This window comes from Acinetobacter sp. ANC 3781 (genome assembly GCF_004331285.1).
Taxonomy (GTDB): Bacteria; Pseudomonadota; Gammaproteobacteria; order Pseudomonadales; family Moraxellaceae; genus Acinetobacter.
In genome coordinates, this window is the sequence record NZ_SJOH01000005.1 from 26,785 (window position 1) to 49,840 (window position 23,056).

General features: G+C 39.3%; 22 protein-coding genes and 1 tRNA gene. 10 read left to right on the forward strand and 13 right to left on the reverse strand.

Features of this window, described 5'->3' with window-relative positions; all coding sequences use genetic code 11:
* The first annotated feature begins 40 nt into the window (after positions 1 to 40).
* The 3 genes from E0H89_RS05005 (at position 41) to E0H89_RS05015 (ending at position 3,470) form a co-directional block, all read left to right on the forward strand.
* Positions 41 to 113, forward strand: a tRNA-Arg gene (locus E0H89_RS05005).
* Between the two features lie 595 nt (positions 114 to 708).
* A complete protein-coding gene (locus E0H89_RS05010; protein WP_131215054.1) occupies positions 709 to 1,986 on the forward strand; it encodes an OmpP1/FadL family transporter in 1,278 nt (425 codons plus the stop codon).
* 329 nt (positions 1,987 to 2,315) lie between these two features.
* Positions 2,316 to 3,470 carry an OmpP1/FadL family transporter gene (locus tag E0H89_RS05015; RefSeq protein ID WP_131215056.1) on the forward strand — a complete coding sequence of 385 codons (1,155 nt, stop codon included), beginning with the start codon at positions 2,316 to 2,318 and terminating at the stop codon, positions 3,468 to 3,470.
* Between the two features lie 73 nt (positions 3,471 to 3,543).
* Here the strand turns inward: E0H89_RS05015 and thrH are convergent, their stop codons facing one another.
* Positions 3,544 to 4,161 (reverse strand): bifunctional phosphoserine phosphatase/homoserine phosphotransferase ThrH, encoded by a 618-nt coding sequence (gene thrH / locus E0H89_RS05020; RefSeq protein WP_131215058.1) that lies wholly within the window; start codon positions 4,159 to 4,161, stop codon positions 3,544 to 3,546.
* 199 nt (positions 4,162 to 4,360) lie between these two features.
* On the opposite strand from thrH, the gene E0H89_RS05025 reads away from it, so the two are divergent.
* Both E0H89_RS05025 and E0H89_RS05030 read left to right on the forward strand, forming a co-directional pair.
* Positions 4,361 to 5,095, forward strand: coding sequence for a phosphoadenylyl-sulfate reductase (locus tag E0H89_RS05025; RefSeq protein WP_131215060.1), 735 nt, complete (start codon positions 4,361 to 4,363; stop codon positions 5,093 to 5,095).
* A gap of 171 nt (positions 5,096 to 5,266) precedes the next feature.
* The gene (locus E0H89_RS05030) at positions 5,267 to 6,649 is read left to right on the forward strand and encodes a WS/DGAT/MGAT family O-acyltransferase (RefSeq protein WP_131215062.1); all 1,383 of its coding nucleotides are present in this window, start codon (positions 5,267 to 5,269) and stop codon (positions 6,647 to 6,649) included.
* A gap of 53 nt (positions 6,650 to 6,702) precedes the next feature.
* On the opposite strand, the gene E0H89_RS16435 is transcribed toward E0H89_RS05030, so the two are convergent.
* From E0H89_RS16435 to E0H89_RS05055, 6 genes are all read right to left on the reverse strand, one after another.
* A complete protein-coding gene (locus E0H89_RS16435) occupies positions 6,703 to 6,873 on the reverse strand; it encodes a PA1571 family protein (protein WP_350416978.1) in 171 nt (56 codons plus the stop codon).
* 133 nt (positions 6,874 to 7,006) lie between these two features.
* Positions 7,007 to 8,461 (reverse strand): ribonuclease G, encoded by a 1,455-nt coding sequence (gene rng, locus E0H89_RS05035; RefSeq protein WP_131215064.1) that lies wholly within the window; start codon positions 8,459 to 8,461, stop codon positions 7,007 to 7,009.
* A 42-nt stretch (positions 8,462 to 8,503) separates the two neighbouring features.
* The gene (locus tag E0H89_RS05040; protein ID WP_131215066.1) at positions 8,504 to 9,070 is read right to left on the reverse strand and encodes a Maf family nucleotide pyrophosphatase; all 567 of its coding nucleotides are present in this window, start codon (positions 9,068 to 9,070) and stop codon (positions 8,504 to 8,506) included.
* Positions 9,058 to 9,549, reverse strand: a complete 492-nt coding sequence (gene mreD, locus E0H89_RS05045; RefSeq protein ID WP_131215068.1) for a rod shape-determining protein MreD — start codon at positions 9,547 to 9,549, stop codon at positions 9,058 to 9,060. Before mreD ends, E0H89_RS05040 begins: the two co-directional genes overlap by 13 nt.
* Positions 9,536 to 10,393, reverse strand: a complete 858-nt coding sequence (gene mreC / locus E0H89_RS05050; protein ID WP_131215070.1) for a rod shape-determining protein MreC — start codon at positions 10,391 to 10,393, stop codon at positions 9,536 to 9,538. Before mreC ends, mreD begins: the two co-directional genes overlap by 14 nt.
* Positions 10,394 to 10,409: 16 nt before the next feature.
* Positions 10,410 to 11,459 (reverse strand): rod shape-determining protein, encoded by a 1,050-nt coding sequence (locus E0H89_RS05055; RefSeq protein ID WP_131215072.1) that lies wholly within the window; start codon positions 11,457 to 11,459, stop codon positions 10,410 to 10,412.
* A gap of 132 nt (positions 11,460 to 11,591) precedes the next feature.
* On the opposite strand from E0H89_RS05055, the gene gatC reads away from it, so the two are divergent.
* From gatC to gatB, 3 genes are read left to right on the forward strand one after another with little or no spacing between them, the layout of a single operon-like run.
* Positions 11,592 to 11,906: an Asp-tRNA(Asn)/Glu-tRNA(Gln) amidotransferase subunit GatC gene (gene gatC / locus E0H89_RS05060; protein ID WP_131215074.1), complete on the forward strand. Its 315-nt coding sequence runs from the start codon at positions 11,592 to 11,594 to the stop codon at positions 11,904 to 11,906.
* 52 nt (positions 11,907 to 11,958) lie between these two features.
* Positions 11,959 to 13,437, forward strand: coding sequence for an Asp-tRNA(Asn)/Glu-tRNA(Gln) amidotransferase subunit GatA (gene gatA, locus E0H89_RS05065; RefSeq protein WP_131215076.1), 1,479 nt, complete (start codon positions 11,959 to 11,961; stop codon positions 13,435 to 13,437).
* A complete protein-coding gene (gatB, locus tag E0H89_RS05070; RefSeq protein WP_131215078.1) occupies positions 13,437 to 14,930 on the forward strand; it encodes an Asp-tRNA(Asn)/Glu-tRNA(Gln) amidotransferase subunit GatB in 1,494 nt (497 codons plus the stop codon). Before gatA ends, gatB begins: the two co-directional genes overlap by 1 nt.
* A gap of 47 nt (positions 14,931 to 14,977) precedes the next feature.
* Here the strand turns inward: gatB and E0H89_RS05075 are convergent, their stop codons facing one another.
* Complete coding sequence (locus E0H89_RS05075; RefSeq protein WP_165494025.1) at positions 14,978 to 16,168, reverse strand: phospholipase D family protein; 1,191 nt, start codon at positions 16,166 to 16,168, stop codon at positions 14,978 to 14,980.
* A gap of 191 nt (positions 16,169 to 16,359) precedes the next feature.
* Here E0H89_RS05075 and E0H89_RS16685 point away from each other — a divergent pair, with 191 nt between their 5' ends.
* Complete coding sequence (locus tag E0H89_RS16685; protein ID WP_250697840.1) at positions 16,360 to 16,725, forward strand: hypothetical protein; 366 nt, start codon at positions 16,360 to 16,362, stop codon at positions 16,723 to 16,725.
* A 221-nt stretch (positions 16,726 to 16,946) separates the two neighbouring features.
* Here the strand turns inward: E0H89_RS16685 and E0H89_RS05085 are convergent, their stop codons facing one another.
* From E0H89_RS05085 to sbmA, 5 genes are all read right to left on the reverse strand, one after another.
* On the reverse strand, positions 16,947 to 17,342 hold the full coding sequence (locus tag E0H89_RS05085) for a lysozyme inhibitor LprI family protein (RefSeq protein WP_131215081.1): 396 nt from the start codon (positions 17,340 to 17,342) through the stop codon (positions 16,947 to 16,949).
* 80 nt (positions 17,343 to 17,422) lie between these two features.
* Entirely contained in the window at positions 17,423 to 17,947 is a 525-nt protein-coding gene (locus E0H89_RS05090; protein ID WP_131215083.1) for a hypothetical protein, read from the reverse strand.
* A gap of 253 nt (positions 17,948 to 18,200) precedes the next feature.
* Positions 18,201 to 19,169, reverse strand: a complete 969-nt coding sequence (locus tag E0H89_RS05095) for a hypothetical protein (protein ID WP_131215354.1) — start codon at positions 19,167 to 19,169, stop codon at positions 18,201 to 18,203.
* Between the two features lie 415 nt (positions 19,170 to 19,584).
* Entirely contained in the window at positions 19,585 to 20,658 is a 1,074-nt protein-coding gene (locus tag E0H89_RS05100; RefSeq protein WP_131215084.1) for a DUF1176 domain-containing protein, read from the reverse strand.
* A 228-nt stretch (positions 20,659 to 20,886) separates the two neighbouring features.
* Positions 20,887 to 22,083 (reverse strand): peptide antibiotic transporter SbmA, encoded by a 1,197-nt coding sequence (gene sbmA, locus E0H89_RS05105; protein ID WP_131215086.1) that lies wholly within the window; start codon positions 22,081 to 22,083, stop codon positions 20,887 to 20,889.
* A gap of 674 nt (positions 22,084 to 22,757) precedes the next feature.
* Here sbmA and E0H89_RS05110 point away from each other — a divergent pair.
* Positions 22,758 to 22,958: a hypothetical protein gene (locus E0H89_RS05110; protein WP_131215088.1), complete on the forward strand. Its 201-nt coding sequence runs from the start codon at positions 22,758 to 22,760 to the stop codon at positions 22,956 to 22,958.
* Positions 22,959 to 23,056 lie beyond the last annotated feature (98 nt).

Here is a 23,056-nt window from a genome sequence, read left to right on the forward strand (position 1 = left end):
TTTTTTTTTATCCTTATTTGCGCTAAATTAGCTTCGCATTGTGCCCTTAGCTTAACTGGATAGAGCAGTTGCCTCCTAAGTGACCGACGCGGGTTCGACTCCCGCAGGGCGCACAAACTTATAAATAAGGAATAAAATTTTCGTATAAAAAAATCTCTAAGATGCCGCCTCCCTAAATAAATATTAAATCAATTTATTTTTCATGACCTTGTCATTAAGCCTTTGAAATTTATTATTTTAATAAATAAGAGCATGATTTTATTAATAATTAAGAATACATATTAAAAAATTTAAGCTAAAAATAAGAATTTACCCTATTATGATTTAGTCCTTCCGGATCTTACATTTCTGTCGTAAATTTTGTGTAAAAAAATAATGTGATCTACATAACAAATAATTACTACACTTTTCACGATAAATGGTTATTTTTTAATCAAATAAAAATTTACATCTAAATTAAATATATCAATATTTATCAATAATTTAAAATTAAAAAATAATGATATTTAAATTAAAAACTCCAATAAATAGTATTTTTATTCCAATTAGTTTTTCTAGAGCATTTACTCTTTTTTTTATTGTGTTATTTTTGTCACATGGAGTAACAAATGATATCTGGTTGAAAGACCGATGTTACCAAAAATTAATACTGAGCATAAATAACACTAATCTGCAGTAAAAAATTTGTACCTCAAGGAAAGACATAAAATGAAATTAAAAACACTTAGTACAGCAATTATTCTTGCAACAGTACCAATGACAGGTGCATTCGCAGCAGCTTTAGACCGCTCAGGTCAGTCTATTGCAGCATTCTTACAACCAGGCAATTATTTCGAAGCAGGCATCTCAGTGCTTGATCCAAGTGTATCTGGAACCACTAATGCCAACTTAGGTAGTCAATCAACTGGTGACATGGCGGGCGATTATCACTTTCCAAGCGCAGCTTTAAAATTACAACTTACCGATCATTTCTCTTTTGGTTTACTTTATGACCAACCTTTCGGTGCAGATGCTGAATATACATCTTCAGCGGCTTTCACACATCCATTACAAGGCAATACTTCAGTTGAAGTTGACACACAAAATTTGTCTTTAATTTTAGGTTTTCAACCGACTGAAAACTGGAATATCTATGGTGGTGGTGTTTATCAAACTGTAAAAGGTAATGTTGCATTACGTGGTGCTGCTTATAGCGTATATGGTGGATATGCAGGGGCTACTCCTGTGCCAGCTACAGTAATATCAGGATATGATGCAAATATTAGTGAAGATTCAGCTGCAGGTTGGTTAGCAGGTTTGGCATATCAAATTCCAGAAATTGCACTTAAGGCATCATTAACATATCGTTCTGAAATCAAACATAAAATAGATGTGAATGAAACTATTACCAATACGCTTGCTCACCCAGTACTTGGACTCGTACCAGTTACAGCATTATTGCCTGGTGGTTACGTTGAAGGATCTACTGATATCACTACCCCTCAATCAGTGAACCTAGATCTTCAAAGCGGTATTATGGAAAACACTGTTGCTTTCGCCAATATTCGTTGGGTTAATTGGAAAGATTTCTCTATTCGCCCAAATAAATTTGGTCAATTAGCAAATGCTTTAACTACAGCAGGTTTGGTTCCGGGTCAAACTAATGGTTTTGATTTAGTGGCATATAGTGACGATCAAATTTCAGCAACTGTAGGTGTTGGGCGTAAGTTCGATGAAAAATGGGCTGGTAATGTTTCTGTAGGTTGGGATTCTGGCGCAGGTAACCCAGTTTCAACCCTTGGTCCTACTGAAGGTTACTGGAATGTTGGTTTAGGACTACAGTTCAGCCCAGCACCAAACTATTTTATCGCTGGTGGTGTTAAATACTTCTGGTTAGGTGATGCAAAAGCTCAATCAGGCGCTCAATTTGGTACTGATGGAACAGTTGCGAATTTCGAAGACAATGATGCGCTTGCATATGGCTTAAAAATTGGCTACCGCTTCTAAAATTATTTGATAAATCAATAAAAGACCATTGTTCACAATGGTCTTTTTTACATTACATCTCTTGTTTTTTTAATACTCCAATCTATATGTTTCAAATTTGATCAAAAGGAATTACTGGTATTATCCTAATTTTTTAAGTTTATTACTCTATTTTTTTACTTATAAATCATTAATATACAAAAGTATTGTTAGTACTTTTACTCTATTCAAGTTCATTTTTTGAATTAGTCAGTTCATTATCTAATCATAGCTGAGCATTTACTCTTTTTTTATTTATGTTACTTTTCCTTCAAATTTATTTACATAAAGCTACAACAAGGAAATGTTCCATGAAGTTTACAGCTCTAAGTTCAGCTATTTTACTTAGCTTAATCCCATCAACCTCAGTTTTTGCTGCTGGCCTAGACCGCTCAGGTCAATCAATTTCAGCTTTTTTACAACCTGGTAATTATGCGGAAGCTGGAATTTCTGTTCTTGATCCTAAAGTAAAATCAAACCAACTTAATGTTGGTGATATGGCAGAAGATTATTACTTCCCTTCTGCCGCAGTAAAGGTTCAAGCAACTGATAAAATTTCTGTAGGTCTTTTATATGACCAACCCTTTGGTGCTGATGCACAATATGAAAGTAAATTAGGTGCATTTGGTAATGGGATAGAGGGTACTGGTGTAGAAGTTAAAACACATAACATTACTGCACTGATCGGTTACCAACCGACTGAAAACTGGAACCTCTATGCCGGTCCTGTTTACCAAACAGTGGAAGCCGACATTAAATTACGTGGTGCAGCTTACTCCTTATTAAGTGGCTACAATATTAAAGTTGATCAAGAAGAAGCCTATGGTTGGCTCGCTGGTTTTGCTTATCAAATTCCTGAAATCGCTCTTAAAGCATCAGTAACCTATCGTTCTGAGATTAAACATGAAGCAAAATCTGTAGAATCTACAACTCTTGCATCAATTAATCCTGCTTTATCATTTCTTTCATACAAAGAAAGCACTGTAGATGCGACTACCCCACAATCTGTAAACATTGATTTACAAACAGGTATTGCTCAAAACACTTTAGCATTTGCAAATTTACGCTGGGTACACTGGGACCAATTTGCAGTTAAACCAGAATTATTAGCGCAAGCTTCAGCTTTAGCTAAAGGCAAAGCACAAAATTTAATTGACTACTCCGATGATCAATGGTCTGCAACCGTTGGCTTAGGTCATAAATTTACTAACAAATGGTCGGGTACAGCAGCAGTTGGATACGATTCTGGCGCTGGTAACCCTGTAACAACTTTAGGACCGACTGAAGGTTACTGGAGTGTTGGTATGGGTGGTCAATACAGTCCTGCTGAAAACTACTTTATTCAAGCTGGTGTTAAGTATTTCTGGTTAGGTGATGCAACCGCACAAACTGGTGGTACTCCAGTAGGCGATTTTGAAGATAACCATGCAATTGGCTATGGTATGAAAATCGGTTACCGTTTCTAATTACGTTAAAAGTAGCATTAAACAAGAAAGGGCGCTTATAGCGCCCTTTCTTTATTCCAATCTCTATTAAATATTAAGCTGGAATGTCACGGACAGAAGCATTACGAATCGCTTGTTTTAATGCTTCATAACCATGAATTGGCGGGAATTGCGGAAATTCAGCAATCACATTTTCAGGTGCATCAAATAGGAAACCGTGGTCTGCTTCACCCAGCATCGTGGTATCGTTATACGAATCCCCCGCTGCGATCACACGGAAGTTCAAACCATGCAGTGCTTTGACCGCCTGACGTTTTTGATCCGGCTGGCGAAGTTTATAGGCAGAAATCATGCCCGTTTCATCAGTTTCTAGCTTATGACAGAAAATTGTTGGCCAGTCGAGTTGCTTCATAAGTGGATGAGCAAATTCATAGAAAGTATCTGAAAGAATAATGAGCTGGAAATGAGTACTGACCCATTTCACAAATTCTTTTGCACCTGGGAAAGGTCCCATATCTGCAATCACTTCCTGAATATCATTTAAGCCTAAACCGTGCTCTTTTAAAATATTCAGGCGCTGTGTCATCAACACATCGTAGTCTGGGATATCACGTGTAGTGGCTTCCAATGCTTTAATTCCAGTTTTTTTGGCGAAGTTAATCCAAATTTCTGGAACTAATACACCCTCAAGATCAAGACATACGATTTCCATGGGTTCTCCCAATGTCAGTGAAAAAATTTGCGTTATCATAGCTTAAAAATTGACGTTCCATATGCTGTTTTTTAAATCTGTTTTATTCATAAGTATTTATTTTTTAGTGCTAAGCAGGCTATTTCAATTCTATTAAAATTGTTGTGAATTAAATTAATATAGGTGTTTAAGTGTCCAAGCCTATACGCCAGGAACTGTCATGACTACAATCCCCACCATTGACCTTGTTGATGCACTTGCATCTGAATATACTGATAAATCTCCCAGCGAGATTCTGGAGCTTGCTTTAAGTCAAGAAGGCGAAATTGCCATTTCATTTTCAGGTGCTGAAGATGTGGTTTTGATTGATATGGCTTCTCATCTGGGTAAACCTTTCCGTGTCTTTAGTTTAGATACTGGTCGGCTGCATGCAGAAACCTATCAATTTATAGAAACCGTGCGTAATCACTATAAAATTGATATCGAAATTTGTTTCCCAGAGACGGAAACTGTTCAGCAATTTACAACTGAAAAAGGTTTATTTAGTTTCTATCGTGATGGACACCAAGAATGTTGTGGTATTCGCAAAGTTAAACCGTTACGTAAAAAACTGGCAACCTTAGATGGCTGGATTACTGGTCAGCGTAAAGACCAAAGTCCAGGTACACGTAATGAAATTCCTGTAGTTCAGGCCGATGCAGGTTTTTCTGGACCCGGAAAGCAACTGATCAAATATAATCCCCTGGCTAACTGGTCAAGCGCTGATGTATGGAATTATATTCGCATGATGGAAATTCCTTATAATCCCTTACATGAACGTGGTTTCATTTCTATTGGTTGTGAACCGTGTACACGCGCTGTCCTCCCAAATCAACATGAACGTGAGGGTCGCTGGTGGTGGGAAGAAGCCACGCATAAAGAATGTGGCTTACATGCCGGAAATTTAAAAAAATAATCTTTTCAAAAAAAGCCACTGTTTTTAGTGGCTTTTTGTTCACTTTTCCTTACATAGAAAGCGGTTCTTTTATTTTTGAAAAAAGATATACTGAAAAAACGGTTTTTATAATTCTAACAAGCCTGTTCAAACAAGAACAGCCAATGAAATTGCAGTGAGGCATTCCACGCTATGCGTCCATTACACCCTATTGATTTTATTTTTTTGTCACTAGAAAAACGTCAGCAACCGATGCATGTCGGTGGACTCTTTTTATTTCAAATTCCTGATAATGCACCTGACACATTTATTCAAGACCTCGTTGCCGATATCCGTAAGTCCAAGTGTCTTCCTGTTGCACCTTTTAATAATAAACTGAATGGCCTATTTTGGGATGAAGACCAGGAATTTGATTTAGACCACCATTTTCGTCACATTGCACTTCCTCACCCAGGTCGAATCCGTGAATTACTGACTTATATTTCACAAGAACATAGCGCTTTGCTTGATCGGGCTAAACCACTTTGGACCTGTAATATTATTGAAGGGATTGAAGGCAACCGCTTTGCCATGTATTTTAAAATTCACCATGCGATGGTAGATGGAATTGCAGGCATGCGCTTAGTTGAAAAATCATTGTCGCAAGATCCAGCGGCCAAAAGTATTGTGCCACTGTGGTGTGTTGAACCCCCTCGCGCTAAACGTTTTAAAGAACCCCAGAAGAAGAGTCGCATAAAAAAAATTATGGGTGCTTTAAAAGAACAATTAGAGTCGACCCCAAAAGTCATGTATGAATTATCTCAAACTATCTTTAAAGATATGGGACGTAATCCTGACTACGTTTCAAGTTTCCAGGCTCCAAGCAGTATTTTAAATCAGCGTGTGAGTTCATCACGCCGTTTCGCAGCACAATCTTTTGAACTGGATCGCTTAAGCAAGATTGCCAAAGCACTCGGTGTGACCATTAATGATGTGGTACTGGCTATTTGTTCGGGTGCATTACGTGAATATTTGCTCAGCCAACACGCTTTACCGAAAAAACCGCTAATCGCCATGGTTCCTGCTTCAATTCGTGATGATAATTCTGATGTATCTAACCGTATCACCATGATTCTAGCCAATCTGGGCACGAATAAAGAAACGCCATTAGAACGTCTGCAAATTATTCGGCGTAGTGTTTTAAATGCGAAACAGCGTTTCAAACGAATGAATTCAAACCAAATTTTAAACTATAGCGCATTGGTTTATGGTGCAGCGGGCTTAAATATTGTGTCAGGCATGATGCCAAAACGCCAAGCATTCAATATTGTGATTTCCAATGTTCCAGGACCACGTGAACCGTTATATTGGAATGGCGCCAAATTAGATGCACTCTACCCCGCTTCGATTGTTCTAGATGGTCAAGCTCTCAATATTACGATGACCAGTTATTTGGATAAATTGGAAGTAGGCTTAACAGGCTGTCGAAATGCATTACCTAAAATGCAAAATCTCCTGACTCACTTGGAAGATGAAATTCAGCGATTTGAAGAGATCGTGGGTCAAGAAAACTCAAAGTTACGCGCGGTGAGTTAACCGCAATTTCTAAAAAATAAATATGAATAAATTAAGGGGCTTTTATCAGCCCCTTAATTTTTAATACTACGGCATTGATTTAATAATTGATGACAGACCGAACGAATCATGGCGGCAGTAATTTGAACCTCTTTACCCTGCTCATCAACAATATAACCATTTTGTATTGCTTTATTATCTAACGCTTTCAGACTTTTTTTAATAACGACTTGGCTCATACTCATGTCTTACCTCTTTTTGCTAAGCCAAAAAGGGAGAATTTGGCTTTGGCTATTGGTGTATGACTAGTATTAGAAATTCTACTTCGAAAGTAAAATTTCAGATGTAACAAGTATTTAACGACATTCTGTTACAATTTCAGCTCAGAATGATATCGTATTGCTCTTGCGTATATAAATTTTCCACCTGGAACTTGATCATACGCCCGATAAAGTGCTCTAAGTCGGCCACTGCGGGTGCTTCGGCTGTTAATAATCGGTCAATCACCAAAGGATGTGCCACCACGGTAAATTCACTTTTTGATTCAAAAGCGCGTGCATATCTTAAAATTTCGCGAAAAATTTCATAACACACCGTCTCTGCGGTTTTCACATAACCTCGTCCCTGACAGATCGAACATGATTCACATAACAGGTGCTCTAAAGATTCACGAGTACGCTTACGGGTCATTTCGACCAAGCCAAGCTCGGATACTTGCGTGATTTTAGTTTTCGCGTGGTCACGTTCAAGCATGCGCTCAAACTGGCTCATCACTTCCTCACGATGCTGTGCTTCTTGCATATCGATGAAATCAATAATGACAATGCCGCCCAAATTACGTAATCGCAGCTGACGGGCAATGACTTGTGTTGCTTCCATATTGGTTTTAAATACGGTGTCTTCTAAAGTTCGACCGCCAACATAGGAACCGGTATTGATATCAATCGTAGTCATCGCCTCTGTTTGGTCTATCATTAAATAGCCACCAGACTTGAGCGCGACACGTGTTTGCAGTGCTTTTTGAATATCTTCTTCTACATTGTACAAGTCAAAAATAGGACGTTCACCCGGATAGTGAGTCAGTCTATCTCGCATAGTCGGCACAAATTCTTCGACAAACTCTTGTAACTTTGCATAAATTTCACGTGAATCTACTGAAATCTTTGCAGTATCTTCATTGGCTAAATCACGAATCACCCGTTGCGGAAGTGGCAGTTCTTCAAAAATTAGTGACGGCGCAGCGATACTAGTTTGCTTGCGCTGAATAAACTCCCAGAGCTTGGCTAAATAAGCCATATCTTGGGCAATTTCTGCTTCAGGAATACCTTCAGCAGCAGTACGTACAATCACACTGCCGGGTAGCTTGTGTTCAGTTTGAATACCTTCAATCATCGAGCGTAAGCGATCACGCTCCTGTTCGGATTCAATCCGTTGTGAAACGCCCGTATGATGACCATAGGGCATAAGAACCAGATAACGCGAAGGAATAGAAAGGTCTGTCGATAGACGCGCACCTTTAGTTCCGAGCATGTCTTTCATCACTTGAACAGTGAGAATTTGGCCCGGTTGAAGCAGTTCAAAAACATTAGGCGTGGGTTGATTACGCGGCCAGACCATATCGTTAATATGCAAAAATGCGGTACGTGATAACCCAATATCTACAAATGCAGCTTGCATACCCGGCAAAACCCGAACCACTTTTCCTTTATAAATATTTCCGACTAAACCACGTTTAACCGTGCGCTCTACAAATAGTTCATTGACCGTACCATTTTGGATTAAGGCCACCCGACATTCCATAGGTGTGACGTTAATCAACAACTCGTCAGACATAATAAGACTCAAAACATTATAAAAATTCTTTTTTTTCAGCCGTTAATTTAGTGCCTTAACCGACTGTAATAACTGTACTGTCTCATATAAAGGTAAACCTACAACGTTGCTATAACTTCCTTCTATACGAGGAATATAACGTGCTGCAATCCCCTGAATAGCATAAGCACCCGCTTTACCTGCAGGTTCGCCTGTCGCCCAATAACTTTCCATATCATCGGGACTTAATTGTTGAAACTCAACCTGAGTTCGTACCACTATACTTGATTTTTCTGTCCTTGTGCGTACGCAAACCCCTGAAAATACATCATGTTTACGACCTGAAATACGTTGCCACATTTCAAAAGCATGGTGTTTAGATTGCGGTTTACCTAAAATCTGATGATCTACACCTAAACTGGTATCTGCTGCGATAACAATAGCATCGGGGAATTGCTCCAAGACTGCTTGAGCTTTCGCACATGCCAGACGTTCCACATAGGCTGCAATGCCCTCACCTGTTAAGACCGACTCATCAATCTCGGGACTAAAAACTTCAAACTCGAGTCCAAGTTGTTGTAGCAACTCACGACGGCGCGGAGAACTTGAAGCGAGAATTAAACGCGCCATTTTCTTAAGACAAAATAAATAATAGGGAAAACTAAAACACTGCTCACTAGGGGCTGCCAATGTCTTGCAATCGAAAATTGCAAACCGCCCATAATTTGAACCATCCAGATCATAACCAAATGCGCCAACACAGCCAAGAAACTAATGACCCATAGATTGGCAAAAGTCAAAATTCGTCGTTCCCGGGTTAAAAATCTGGCGATAAAAGTAATGATGACAAATGTTAAAGCGTTCATTCCCAAGGGTGCATCTACCAGAAGATCGGTAAAAATACCTGTCGCAAAGGCAAACCAGATTCCACACCAGGTGGGCTGACACATAGTCCAAAAGAGCACCACCAATAGCATGAATAATGGACGTGCCCCTGAAATAGCATAGGACAATGGATAAACGATCAGGACTGAACAGATAATGACTGAAACAATAATGGCAATAAGCGGATCACGATGGTTTTCAGAGCGTAATTTAGCGATTGGCATAAGGCTGCTCCATCGCTAAAGAATCAGAAAAAAGCACCACCACATGATGTCCACCTGCCAATAGAGCGGCTGGAATGACTTCAATTTTGGCAAATTCACCCGTATTATGTCGATTCACTTTAGACACTGTTCCGACTAAATAACCCGCAGGGAAATGTGCACCTAAACCTGAACTATACACTTTCTCACCGACTTTAATATTGGCACTGGTTGGGACATATTCCATTTTCAAATGACCTAAATCACCCGTACCTGTCACAATGGCACGCATTCCGGTATGTTCTAAACGGACAGATAGAGAATGTTCTTTATCCGACAGCAGCATGATGCGGCTACTATGCGGATAGACATTGATAATTTGCCCCATAATGCCTTTGTCATCCAAAACCGTCTGACCGACTTTGAGCTGACTGCTTGCACCACGGTTAATCACAATAATATGTCTGAGGGGATCTGCATCGGTACCAATCACTTCTGCAATTTCCATCCGTCCATCAATAATGAGTGGCGTATCGAGTAAACCTCTTAGACGGGTATTTTCAGCAGAAAGTTCAGATAGTTTTTGCAGACGCACTTGCGCCTGTAGCAGCTCGGCTTGCATCGCGGTATTTTCACGACGTAACTGGGCTTCAGACTTGGTTTGTTGATTTAGCCATTCTCGCGATAACACTGGATAACTTGCCAAGGCATAAATCGGATTATATGCCGCATACAAGACATCACGTGCGGGTTGAATCACATGCGGTATGCGCCAGTTAAAAAATAGCACAACCAAACATGTGATGACCGCAATGATAAATGAGCGAAAAGATGGCGGTTGTCTAGAAAACAGATTTGTTTGCACCCGCCTGGTCCTTAACTTAGCCTACAAATAGCATGTCATGATTCGGGTTATCAAAGAATTCTAAGACTTTACCACCACCACGCGTCACGCAAGTTAAAGGATCTTCTGCGACCACTACAGGTAAACCTGTTTCTTGTGCAAGCAGTTTATCGAGGTTACGCAATAATGCACCACCACCGGTTAAAACAATGCCACGTTCTGCAATGTCAGAGGACAATTCAGGTGGGGTTTGTTCAAGTGCAGATTTCACCGCAGACACAATATTTTGTAATGGGTCAGAAATGGCTTGCATGATTTCATCAGAAGTTACAGTAATTGCACGTGGCACGCCTTCTGCCAGGTTACGACCACGAACTTCAATTTCGAGAGGTTTAGCACCGTCTTCATCCGGTAATGCCATGCCCACTTCTTTTTTAATGACTTCAGCCGTAGTTTCACCAATCACACAACCATGCGCTTTGCGTACATAGTTAATGATCTGTTCATCAAATACATCACCGCCAATACGTAGCGAGTCTGCATAGACACAGCCTTGCAGTGAAATAATGGCAATTTCAGTAGTACCGCCACCAACATCGACCACCATTGAACCACATGCCTGCTCAACTGGCATACCCGCACCAATTGCAGCAGCCATTGGCTCTTCAATTAAGCGAACATCGCGCGCGCCGGCATTGAATACTGCTTCACGGATGGCACGACGTTCTACCAGTGTCGATTTGCAAGGAACACAAACCACAACACGCGGTGCAGGTGGAAATAGACGTCTTTCATGCACTTTACCAATAAACTGGTTCAGCATGGTTTCAGTTACTTCAAAATCGGCAATCACACCATCTTTCATTGGGCGGATTGCAGTAATATTCGCAGGCGTACGACCCAGCATTTGCTTTGCATCAAGACCTACCGCGGCAACGATTTTCTGTGAACCACTGTGACGAATTGCCACAACCGTCGGTTCATTTAATATAATGCCTCGTCCTGGTGCATAAATAAGTGTATTTGCTGTACCTAAATCAATGGCTAGATCGGGCGAAAACAAGCCAATTAGTCTTTTTAGAATCACGGAGACGTTCTCGATTAAACTTTATGTGGACGCAAGGTGGCAACTTTAACTAAATGTGATGATTTGAACAAGTCAATCGCTTATTATAACGCACGATATTTTGAATTTTTTTAATACTGATCAGGTGATGTTATGTCTACAACGGATGCACAGCATTCTGCAGATTTAAATGCACAAACAGTTTCAGCAATCGCCAATCTTGCACGATTGTCGCTAGATGATACGCAATCTGCTGAATATGCTCAAAGTCTAAATAAAATTTTAGGCATGATGGAAACCTTAAAAGGCATTGACACCGATGGTGTTGAGCCACTTAAAAGCCCATTTGACCATCCCCAACCCTTACGTGAAGACGTGGTTTCTGAACAGAATCATCGCGATGAATATCAAGCGGTTGCACCTGCCGTGCAAGATGGCTTGTACCTTGTTCCACGCGTGATTGAATAATCTTTATTCAGTTAAATCATTTTATTAAATCAAACGTAAAGAATTATTTCTCATGACAGATTTACATCGCTTATCGATTCGTGAAATCACTGAGGGTTTAGCTCAAGCCAAATTCTCTTCTCGCGAACTCACTGAACATTATTTAAAACGCATTGAAAAAATTGATGCACAAGTCAAATCTTATGTCACTGTAACGCCCGAGCAAGCATTGGTACAAGCAGATGCGGCCGATGCGCTGCGTCAAGCAGGCAACGCAAATGTACTTACAGGTGTACCAATTGCGCATAAAGACATTTTCTGTACCCAAGGCATTAAAACTACTGCCGGTTCTAAAATGCTGGATAACTTTATCTCTCCTTACGACGCCACCGTTGTAGCGAAAGGCAAAGCTGCGGGTCTGGTCACTTTAGGTAAAGTGAACATGGACGAATTCGCCATGGGCTCGACTTCTGAAAATTCTTACTATGGTGCGACTAAAAACCCGTGGAACTTAGACCATGTGCCAGGGGGTTCATCAGGCGGTTCTGCATCAGCTGTGGCAGCGGACTTAGCACCCTTTGCAACGGGTACTGACACTGGTGGCTCAATTCGTCAACCTGCGTCATTCTGCGGCCTCACAGGTCTTAAACCGACTTATGGCCGTGTCTCACGTTTCGGTATGATTGCCTATGCATCATCTTTAGACCAGGGCGGCCCAATGGCACGTTCGGCTGAAGACTGTGCCTACCTGATGAACGTGATGGCGGGTCATGATGCCAAAGATTCAACTTCGATGGATCAAGATGTTGATGATTACGTTGCGAATCTGAATGGCACTTCAGTAAAAGGTTTACGCATTGGTATTCCAAAACAGTACTTTAATGTTGCTGGTTTGGATGCTGACGTTAAAGCACGTGTTGAAGAATCATTGAAAAAACTGGAAGACATGGGCGCGACTTTGGTTGAGATTGATCTCAACATGACTGATGCTTATGTTCCGACCTATTACCTCATCGCCCCTGCTGAAGCATCGTCCAACTTACAGCGTTTTGACGGCGTACGTTATGGCTACCGTTGTGAAAATCCGGTTGATTTAACAGATTTGTACAAGCGTTCACGTTCAGAAGGCTTCGGCCCTGAAGTGCAACGCCGTATCTTGATTGGTACATATGCGCTTTCTGCAGGATATTACGATGCGTACTATGTGAAAGCGCAAAAAGTGCGTCGTTTAATCCAGCAAGATTTCCTAAAAGCCTTTGAATCTGTAGATGTGATTGCTGCACCTTCGGCGCCAACGACTGCCTATAAAATTGGTGCGAATCTGACACCAGTTGAAATGTATCTAGGTGACATCTACACCATTGCGGTGAACTTGGCAGGTCTTCCTGCGATTAACGCGCCTGTTGGTTTTGACCAAGACAACTTACCGGTTGGCTTGCAGTTGATTGGTAACTACTGGTCAGAATCTCAATTGCTGTCTGTGGTACACCAGTATCAACAAGCAACCGATTGGCATACCAAACGCGCTGCAATTGCTGAGGAGAACGCATAATGGCTCAAGCTCAAAACAATTCTACAAAAGCGACTAAACCAAAATCATTGTTGATTGATGGCTGGGAAGTCGTGATTGGTATCGAGATTCATACTCAGCTTGCGACCAACTCAAAAATCTTCTCAGGCTCTTCGACTGTATTTGGTAATGATCCCAACACACAAGCCAGCCTGGTTGATTTGGCTATGCCGGGCGTATTGCCAGTCCTCAACAAAGAAGTGGTTGATCTTGCGATTCGCTTTGGTTTGGGGATTGATGCTTATATTGACAAAGCATCTGTATTTGCACGTAAAAACTATTTCTACCCGGATTCTCCAAAAGGCTATCAAATCAGCCAAATGGACAACCCGATTGTGGGCTTGGGGCATATCGACATCCAACTTGAAGATGGTACGGTTAAACGCATTGGCGTAACCCGTGCGCACCTTGAGGAAGATGCAGGTAAATCGATCCATGACCAGTTTGAAGGTATGTCAGGTATCGACTTAAACCGTGCAGGTACTCCCCTTCTTGAAATCGTATCTGAACCGGATATGCGTTCGGTTGAAGAAGCGGTTGCTTATATTAAATCAATTCACACGCTGGTGCGTTGGTTGGGTATTTCTGATGGTAACATGGCAGAAGGTTCGTTCCGTTGTGATTGTAACGTGTCGTTACGTCGTCCGGGTCAACCGTTCGGTACACGTTGTGAATTGAAAAACCTCAACTCATTTCGTTTTATTGAACAAGCGATCAATGTTGAAATTGAACGTCAAATGGAAATTTTGGAATGGGATGGCACCATCGACCAGGAAACGCGTTTGTTCGATCCTGTGAAAATGGAAACGCGTTCAATGCGTTCTAAAGAAGAAGCGAACGATTACCGCTACTTCCCAGACCCAGACTTATTGCCTGTGATTATTGCAGACGAGCAAATTGAAGCGGCGCGTGCTGCGTTGCCTGAATTACCTAAAGCGCGTCGTGAGCGTTTTGTCGCTGACTTTGGTGTAACTGAGTACGATGCGCACGTTTTAACGCTTACTCGTGAAATGTCTGAATTTTTTGAGGCAGTAGTAAAAGCTGCGGGCGGTGCTGCACAAGGTAAAGTGTCTGCAAACTGGGTGATGGGTGAATTCTCGGCTGCCTTAAACAAAGCAGGTTTAGATCTGGCGGATTCTCCTGTAACGGCTGAGAAACTTGGTGGCATGATTGCACGTATTGTCGACAACACCATTAACGGTAAGATCGCGAAGCAAGTGTTTGGCTTTATGTGGGAAGAAGGCAAAACTGCGGACGAGATTATTGCTGAGAAAGGCTTGAAACAGGAAACTGATACAGGCGCAGTTGAAGCAATTATTAAAGAAGTACTTGCTGCCAATGAGAAGATGGTTGAAGAGTATAAGTCTGGTAAAGAAAAAGCCTTTAACGGTCTTGTCGGTCAAGTGATGAAAGCAGCAAAAGGTAAAGCCAACCCTGCTCAAGTGAATGAATTAATGAAGAAATTGATTGGTTAATATTGATTAATTTTGGAATAAAAAACCCGCTTTAGAGCGGGTTTTTTTTAATCTTCATGATTGTAATATATTGCATCTATCATTGCTGCTCTCTTAGACCATAAATCATGATCAGCTGAATCTTTTGATATTTCAATTTTATACCAATCTTTTTTATGAATTTCTTGAAGAATATCCCAATAATTATCGATATTAATTTTTGACTTTAAACTCAAAGATTTTCTAATTCTAGTCTCATTTTTCTTATTAACAGGTACAAAGAAGTCAGGACGAATGACAGCTAAAAATCTAGTATAGGTTGCTATTTGGGGACTCTTCTCCTGCCCAGAGCAAGCGATATTAAATAACTTAATGTATTGATTAAAATGTCTTTTTAAAATATTTCCATCACTTGGAATTACATCTAATGCTTTCGTTATTTGGCTAGCATGCACATTAATTACATTCTTCATAAAGCCCGCACCTTCTAATGAACCAAACCAGCCTGAATTGTATGGTAAATTATTCTTCATTCCTGCTATAAGCTTTCTCTCATCTTTTGTCAAATTTTCAAATTTATCAATGTTTAATAAAACTTTAACCTGATCTAACAGCTCTAGACGTTGATTAAATCCATCATATAAATCATTTTCAACCTCTTGCTTAAACTCTTTCCAAGACATATTTAAAGAGCTTTCAGGAGGTAAACAATATTTTAAAGCTTTAACTTGCTTTTTATGCTTTGAATCTTGTAATGAGGAGTTCATCATTTTTTGTACTTTATATTTTTCCTTATATAATTCTAAGTATTCACTTGTAATTTTTTCATTATTTTCACTGTATTCAAATAATTTCTGCATTAATTCAATAAAAGTATCTTCATTCTCATCCATTTCTAATAAGATAGATATTTCATCGTTACTATGGAAAGCACCTGAAGTAAAATTCGCACTGCCTAAAATAATTTTATAACTATTTTTAAACTTAAAAATAAAAACCTTAGGATGAAAAACTCCTGAAACTGTTTTTTTAAAAAAAACTTTTTCATTATCCATAAAACTTTCTATAAATTTTGGACTTGTTTGATAGAAATGTAATCCTACTATCGCCATCTCAATTTTGTGTGCTTGCTCTATTAAGGTATTAAAAACAGAATGCTTATCTGTCGCCCATGCAGTTGCAAAAATAATCTTTTCGCAATTAAGTATTAAATTTTCGAAGGTTTCTGATAGTTTTTTAGGATCCGTTAGCAGTTGCATTTTATAACTCTGTTTTAATAGTTCATTCATTGTACATTTAACATATAATTTACAAAAAGGTTAAACTACAATATTTTTCGACTAAACAATTATTTAGATTTTCAAACTCTAAAAACATGACTATCAAAAAAGTATCCTCTATCACTAAACTCGAAGACTTAGGGCGTATCCAACTGTCAAAGTCTTTCTTTATGCGTGATTTCCTCTATAGCGAAATCGCCAATTGGTACGGTATTCCCAACTTCCCCGACCATCCTGACATTGCCATCCGAACAGGCACAAAGCTCTGCGAAGAACTGCTTGAACCGCTACAAGAAAAGTTTAGTCGCATCGCAATTCGTTCCGCTTACTGCTCACCTAGCGTCAACCAACTCGGCAATGAAAAAGGACATAACTGCGCAAGCAATGAGAAAAACTTTGCCAGTCATATTTGGGACTATTCCTATGTAAAAGGCTATGGCGCAACAGCATGTATCGTCATTCCATCTTTCTTAGAACTTTATGAAAAAACCCAAACAATTGGCAACAACTTGCTTATTGGGTTCATAACAATCTGAACTATAGCCATCTGCAATTTTTCCCAAAATTCTGTGCATTTAATATTGGCTGGCATGAAAAACCTGCACGAGAAATTTATAGCTATATTCAACCCAAAGGCTATTTGTTACGTGGTGAAGCGGTAAATAAGGAATATAAGAATTTTTATCCTGATTTAATATGAATAAGGTACTGATCATAAATCTCCCTCATTAAAAAAGGGAGATTGAATCAGAAAAAATTAATACTCTTCTTTTAAATTTTCTAGTTCAGTCGCACGCGCAGCAGTCGCTTCCATATAGCAACTGTTGCTATTTACAGCCGCAATGGTACCACCATCAGGATCAGCATAAAACTTGCAATTGGCATCACGATATCGCATCCAAAGACGCTGAACCTCTTGAAGCTGTTTTTTACGAGTTGCATTCAGCGATGCCATTGTCCGCTTGTAGGCATTATTTAAACGTGTATCTTGGCGACTTGTTTCGGCCGCAATACAACCCAACATATTTACAGTAACGCCACCTGAGCGATCCATACAATTTGAGTATTGCCGACTTAAATCACTTTCCCCTGCGTACAGCGATGGAGAAAATATAAATATACTTAAACCCAATAAAGCGGCGCATTTATGCATAACAACCCCTATTTTTCGTTTATTTTATTCATGATAAATAAATAGCATAATTGAACCATTGCACGCATAAATTAAATCGGTTATTTCCCTCTTAACTGCCCCAACTTATTCCATACATCAGGCGTCAAAAATGTCATCACCAACTTATTCAAATCGACATAACGCAGCACACCTTTAAGCTGACTTTTCACTTCAGGGTTTTCTAAAATTTCCTCACCCGTAATTTTTCCAAGCTCCTGAAAACTATCTCCAACAGCTTGCACTCCTTCAGCAGCAATCACAGCTTTGGTCTGACTCGAGCATTGCTCCACCAAGATGCGTTGTAAAACCGTAGCCAAATTCTTATCTAACTGCTCTTTCTGCACATCAGTCACATTGCTATAAGCTTTCAAGTCGGGATGTGTAGACAACGCCACAAAGGTCCATTGCAATACTGTCTTTTTATCCGTTGCAGTAGTCGATTTCACCAGACAATTACTTAATTGATCTACTGTTGGCCCTGCTGTCGCCAACTGCGCGGAACCCAACAATGCAACCGCTATTAAAGCTGAGAAGCCTATACGTGACCTGCTTTGACGAGCAGAGCTTAGAACTTTGTGAGACATCAGGCGAACTCCAGTGAAAAATCATTATCTTTGTATCACAAGGCTGAGGGTTTTACCTGTTATGACTCTGTAAACTGGACTCACTGAAAATTGAATTAAATCCTAAAAAAAAGGATGTTCTCGATTCAAGTTATCAGATCCAATAATATGCAATTCACTTGGGCAATAATTTAGATTTCATCCGTGATCCAATCATGGGGATAACCTAGCTGACCGGGCAAGTTTTTTAAAATTCTAATTGAATAGTGGCAAATCACTTGATCTGTCTCAACATATTCTTCGCACCTGTATGATTGTAATTATTGGACAGGTTTTGCAAAATCTTGATTGCTTGTCCTTTAGAATTGGTGAAGCGGCTGCTATAACTCGGTACACTGGTTAAACAGCGCGCGACCAGCATTCCAGATTCCGTATAAACTTTGGTTCCATCCGTTCCCTGTAACTTGCCATAATTATAAGCACGTTGTGCATTATTACAGGCAGCCATCTGATTTTTGCCACTATTCAAATCGCGACGTGCCGCAACATAAGATTTGAGCTGTTGCTGTTGTGGTGTTTCCACCAGTTGTATAGCCTGTTTTACGGGCAATTCAGGCGCAAGCTTGGTTTCTTTTTTAGTTTCAGTGTCTTTTTTAATATCAACCTCTTTCTGAGACACCGATTTACTCGCTGTATTTTTGGTCGTCTGATTATTTACATTGGTTTTTTTTGCAGCAGAACTATTTGAAAAATGGGCAGCTGAATAAAATTTTTGAGCATCTGAAGCCGTCATGATTGTAGTTTGCAGTGCAACCGTACGGGCATTGCTGCCATCCTCTAATTTTCGTTCATAAACCGGTTCAATGGATGCAATCCAGCTTTGCCCATCCATTTGCACACATTTATAGACACCTATGCCTTGCTTGACACTGCTATAGCTGGATAACTGTTTTTTATCCGATTGATTCTTTACTAAGTTCATTGAACTTTTATATAAAAGAGAGAATTTTCCGCCCTTTGCAGTACAATAATTATTTAAATATTTTCTTGGATATAAAGCTTGCGGTTCTTTATTGTCTTGTTTGGGTCCCCAATAATAGACATATTCTTTAGCCCGACCGTTGGCAGCATTTATATTTTTTTGAACAATCAGTTCCTGCGGTGAAGCAAAATTCTGAGCTGAATCCGAGGTTAAACTGCCTAGACTTGTACAGCCATGTAAAGCGATGCCCATTCCCCCCATCAAGATTAATGTTCTAAAATTCACGTATCAATTCTCAATTATGCCGTATAAATAAAAATATATGAAAAGCCTCAAAATAACAAACTCATAACTTTGATTTTATTATTTATTTTACTGAATTGTTTTTTATTTTTTGATTCAAAATAGTTCATAAATTGCCAATTTTTAATTGTTTTAGTTTGATAACTTGAACTGCATAACAGTTCAGTCAACTTTTACAAATCTGATCATGGGTTCAAGTAAATGTATCAGCCAAACTATACGACAATTTCACTTATGATCAGATAAAGGAATAGCCAGGTTTAATTATCTGGTTTTGTCTTCTGGTAGATCTATTTATTTAAACCTTTCCGGGTAAGCAATACCTGCCTCAAACCAAGATTTGCTTCAATGTATTGCTTTTTACAGGATGTAGTTACCTTACGACAGATTCAATCAAATCTAAATTCCAGACCCCACCCGCAGCTAAGCCCTTACACATGCCCGACCAGCGGTCTATGCTCTGCACAAAAGTTTTTCCATCCCAAATCCATTCACTCATCGCCCAACAATCGCCTACGCCACGTCCCTTTTGTGAACTTCCTATTTCACCATCGCCAAATTCTGATGCAGATTCTGTCACAAAATTCACCTTACCTTTTAAGGATTCGTTTATCACCCAAGCCCCATACCCTTCATTATACGCCCCACGCCAGCACAGGGTTGTGGCTAGCACTTTGTGATTAGACAGCTTATACAACTCAATTGCTTGTGGGGTTACACCTTGTTCCGTATAAATGCCCTCACAAAATGCATGACCGTCTTGCAACTCAGGCTGAGCAACCAATAAAATCGTATGCAAGGCTTTGTAAGATTTCGCATTCGGCTGAAGCGTTAAATAGGGTTTCGTGGCCGTTTTGACTTTTTTTACCAGCAGTTTTGGCTGTGGAGTTAAAACTTTTGCTTCATTTACGCTGCCTTTTTTTACCAATGCACCCACTGTCCCGATACGCTTTTGAAAATCATCCATTTTCAATAATGCAGCAGTCATACCGGCATCGGAAACCTGCCATGAGTAATGCATATTTTTAAACACAATTTTTACGTTTTTCTTCACTTGTTGTAATAAACCATTCACTTGTTTGGCATTTAGTGTGCCCATTAAAGGTTCATTCGTTCCATTCAGATGAATAACCCCCAAGTCTTTACCGTTAATATAAAAGTGAATATTTTTAAGCTTCTTTTTATCCAAGCTTTGATCATAATCTGACAAGGCAAATTCAGCCTGAACCGCCTGTTTTGCTCCCGCTTTACGGGTCAATAAAATGGATGCGGGCATAGCTTGGGTCAGGTCATCCTGATAACCTGCGGCACGGCAAGTTCCTGTATTGCTACAGTAGATTTCCCATTCTTGATTTGAAAAAGATGTTCCCTGAATGACGTCTGCAAAAACAAATGAGCTGACAAGAGGAAGACAACCGAGATAAATTAAACTGTAGAGAACTTTCATCTTTTCTTATTCCGCCCTTTTTTTATCAATATACAGGTAAACCATTATTTTCGGTGTTACATAATCTTTTAATTATACAATTTTAAATAATCCAAAATATAACCTTTACAAGGATAATCTATATTACCATGTAGATAATCGGCTCGATTTAAAGCAGTATGACAAACAACCCATCCTATAAAAAAACCCGCATTAGGCGGGCTTTTATTTTACAATTCGAGATTCAACTTACTTATCCAAAGTCGACTCAAATGCTCTTAAACGCTTATAAATTGAAAGTAGCTCAATAATCGTTGGCCATGACTCAATCAAATACTGGAATGACTCACGTACCTTACCGAATACATTTGCAATCTGCATCATTAAACCCAGCGTGATTGTACCTGCGGCAATACTCGGGAATAACACAAATAAACCGTACAGATTATCCAGTTGCATATACCAGATACGTACCATATTAAAATAGGCGTAGTGGAAATATAAACGGAAATAGTTAAAACGAACCCTACTAAATAATTCTTTTAAAGTCAGCGGATCTGCACGGTCAGCATAATCCTCTCCGTACACCAGTTCTTTACGGTATGCGGCTTCCACCTTTTGATTATTGAACTCTAAGCCTGGTAATTTATAACCCACCACCATCAATACAACTGTACCCAAAACTGCCCAACTAATGGCAGCCCAGACCAGCGCATAAGGAATTTCTCCCACGATCGGCAGTTGTTTTACATGTGAGGACAACTGCAATAACACCGGTAAAAATGCCATTAACGTCATTAAGGCTTGAATAAAACTCACCCCCAGACTTTCTGTAGTCTTGGCAAAGCGCATGGTGTCTTCCTGAATACGCTGCGAAGCCCCTTCAATATGCCGTAACTGTTCCCAATGCGCGGTGTAATAATCATTCATTGCGGTACGCCAACGAAAAATGTAATGACTGACAAAGAACAGATTAAATACTGCAATGGTGACATACACCATGGCAACATACAGGAAGGTCATGGTTTCACTATAAAGTAAATTGACATTTCCACCGCCACTACCAAGCATTTTCTGGATCAAGTCATAAAATGGGCTGTACCATGCATTCACTACAACATTGACTTGTACTGAAAACCAAATATTAAACAGAATAAAGGCAGATCCCCAAACTGACCATCCTTGCCAAGGATTGCTAGATTTAAACCGCCAGAACAGGGCAAAAATAACCGTTGAGACAAGAAACCACAGATAGAACCATAAAAATGAAGGGCTCCAGAAACGACTGACTCCGATAGGCAATTCCGCTTCATGATAGCCGGGTGCAAAGCCTAAAAATGTTCCCCAACTATTTCCACCGGAATACCACAAAGCCACATTGATTAAAAACCAAAGCACCAACGACAAAAAGAACCATTTCGGGCTCGGAAAAAAAGATTTAAACATTGCGTATGGATATTCCTTTTATTTTTAATTCACAACCTAAGTCATCCACTCAGATTAAACAGATTTTTAACCCTATGGATGAATCCGCCATTATTCTATTATTTTCATCTTTGTAACAACTTATTCACTGTTTGGGAAATGTTTTTTCGCGTGAATCAGGTTAAACAATCCCACATTTCAATAAACAATGCACACTTTTGACTTAAGCCATCAATGACATTTCCATCATTCCGCCTCATGATAGATATAAATCTCCAAGAAAATAACTTAAATTTTTCAAAATCAAGTTTTTAGAGATATTGAAGATATAAGTATGGTTTAACATAGTTAAGCAATATTCACATCTCTTGTAAAATACCCAAGCAGCCTGAAAAAACGAAATATTACCTTCTATGACGAACTAAGCTAATATTCATAAATTAAAATAATATTAAAAAAACATTCAATTATTTATTCAGTTGTGCTTTTTATAAAATTAAGGAAAATTATAAAAAATTTAGAACCTAGAATGCTAAAATTTAATAGATTGGCAATTTTGTTTTTAATGGGTATATCACATAAAAATTCCATCTGATTTTTTTTGATTTAACTCTCAATGCTGATAAAATTGGTTAAATACTTATCAAATCATGGTATTATTTAATTACATTCTCAATACTGCTCGGGGAAGCAAAATGGACAGTGACAATTTAGTTATCGAGTTATTAGAACCTATCATTCTAAAAAAAGAAAATTGTAATCCTTTGGTTTTTGAACAAGGGACTATTTTAAAGGTGGTGATGCATACACCTACCGGCCTATTGGTATCTGATGATTCAAATTTCAATTTTACCGTTTCTTTAAATGATAAAAATAAAGTATGGCGTGAACTTTAGATCTCAACTGGTCCTTTCCACGCATAACAGGTTGTATTGTATGATCTAAATTTGAGTATCCCCTAATCTCAAGCTCAAGATCATACTATTTTCAATTT

Bases quoted from the DNA above. Each gene is read 5' to 3' on its own strand.
- E0H89_RS05010 (WP_131215054.1), top strand. From the start codon at position 709: ATGAAATTAAAAACACTTAGTACAGCAATTATTCTTGCAACAGTACCA.
- E0H89_RS05015 (WP_131215056.1), top strand. From the start codon at position 2,316: ATGAAGTTTACAGCTCTAAGTTCAGCTATTTTACTTAGCTTAATCCCA.
- thrH (WP_131215058.1), bottom strand. From the start codon at position 4,161: ATGGAAATCGTATGTCTTGATCTTGAGGGTGTATTAGTTCCAGAAATT.
- E0H89_RS05025 (WP_131215060.1), top strand. From the start codon at position 4,361: ATGACTACAATCCCCACCATTGACCTTGTTGATGCACTTGCATCTGAA.
- E0H89_RS05030 (WP_131215062.1), top strand. From the start codon at position 5,267: ATGCGTCCATTACACCCTATTGATTTTATTTTTTTGTCACTAGAAAAA.
- E0H89_RS16435 (WP_350416978.1), bottom strand. From the start codon at position 6,873: ATGAGTATGAGCCAAGTCGTTATTAAAAAAAGTCTGAAAGCGTTAGAT.
- rng (WP_131215064.1), bottom strand. From the start codon at position 8,461: ATGTCTGACGAGTTGTTGATTAACGTCACACCTATGGAATGTCGGGTG.
- E0H89_RS05040 (WP_131215066.1), bottom strand. From the start codon at position 9,070: ATGGCGCGTTTAATTCTCGCTTCAAGTTCTCCGCGCCGTCGTGAGTTG.
- mreD (WP_131215068.1), bottom strand. From the start codon at position 9,549: ATGCCAATCGCTAAATTACGCTCTGAAAACCATCGTGATCCGCTTATT.
- gatC (WP_131215074.1), top strand. From the start codon at position 11,592: ATGTCTACAACGGATGCACAGCATTCTGCAGATTTAAATGCACAAACA.
- gatA (WP_131215076.1), top strand. From the start codon at position 11,959: ATGACAGATTTACATCGCTTATCGATTCGTGAAATCACTGAGGGTTTA.
- gatB (WP_131215078.1), top strand. From the start codon at position 13,437: ATGGCTCAAGCTCAAAACAATTCTACAAAAGCGACTAAACCAAAATCA.
- E0H89_RS05075 (WP_165494025.1), bottom strand. From the start codon at position 16,168: ATGCAACTGCTAACGGATCCTAAAAAACTATCAGAAACCTTCGAAAAT.
- E0H89_RS16685 (WP_250697840.1), top strand. From the start codon at position 16,360: ATGCGTGATTTCCTCTATAGCGAAATCGCCAATTGGTACGGTATTCCC.
- E0H89_RS05085 (WP_131215081.1), bottom strand. From the start codon at position 17,342: ATGCATAAATGCGCCGCTTTATTGGGTTTAAGTATATTTATATTTTCT.
- E0H89_RS05090 (WP_131215083.1), bottom strand. From the start codon at position 17,947: ATGTCTCACAAAGTTCTAAGCTCTGCTCGTCAAAGCAGGTCACGTATA.
- E0H89_RS05095 (WP_131215354.1), bottom strand. From the start codon at position 19,169: ATGGGGGGAATGGGCATCGCTTTACATGGCTGTACAAGTCTAGGCAGT.
- E0H89_RS05100 (WP_131215084.1), bottom strand. From the start codon at position 20,658: ATGAAAGTTCTCTACAGTTTAATTTATCTCGGTTGTCTTCCTCTTGTC.
- sbmA (WP_131215086.1), bottom strand. From the start codon at position 22,083: ATGTTTAAATCTTTTTTTCCGAGCCCGAAATGGTTCTTTTTGTCGTTG.
- E0H89_RS05110 (WP_131215088.1), top strand. From the start codon at position 22,758: ATGGACAGTGACAATTTAGTTATCGAGTTATTAGAACCTATCATTCTA.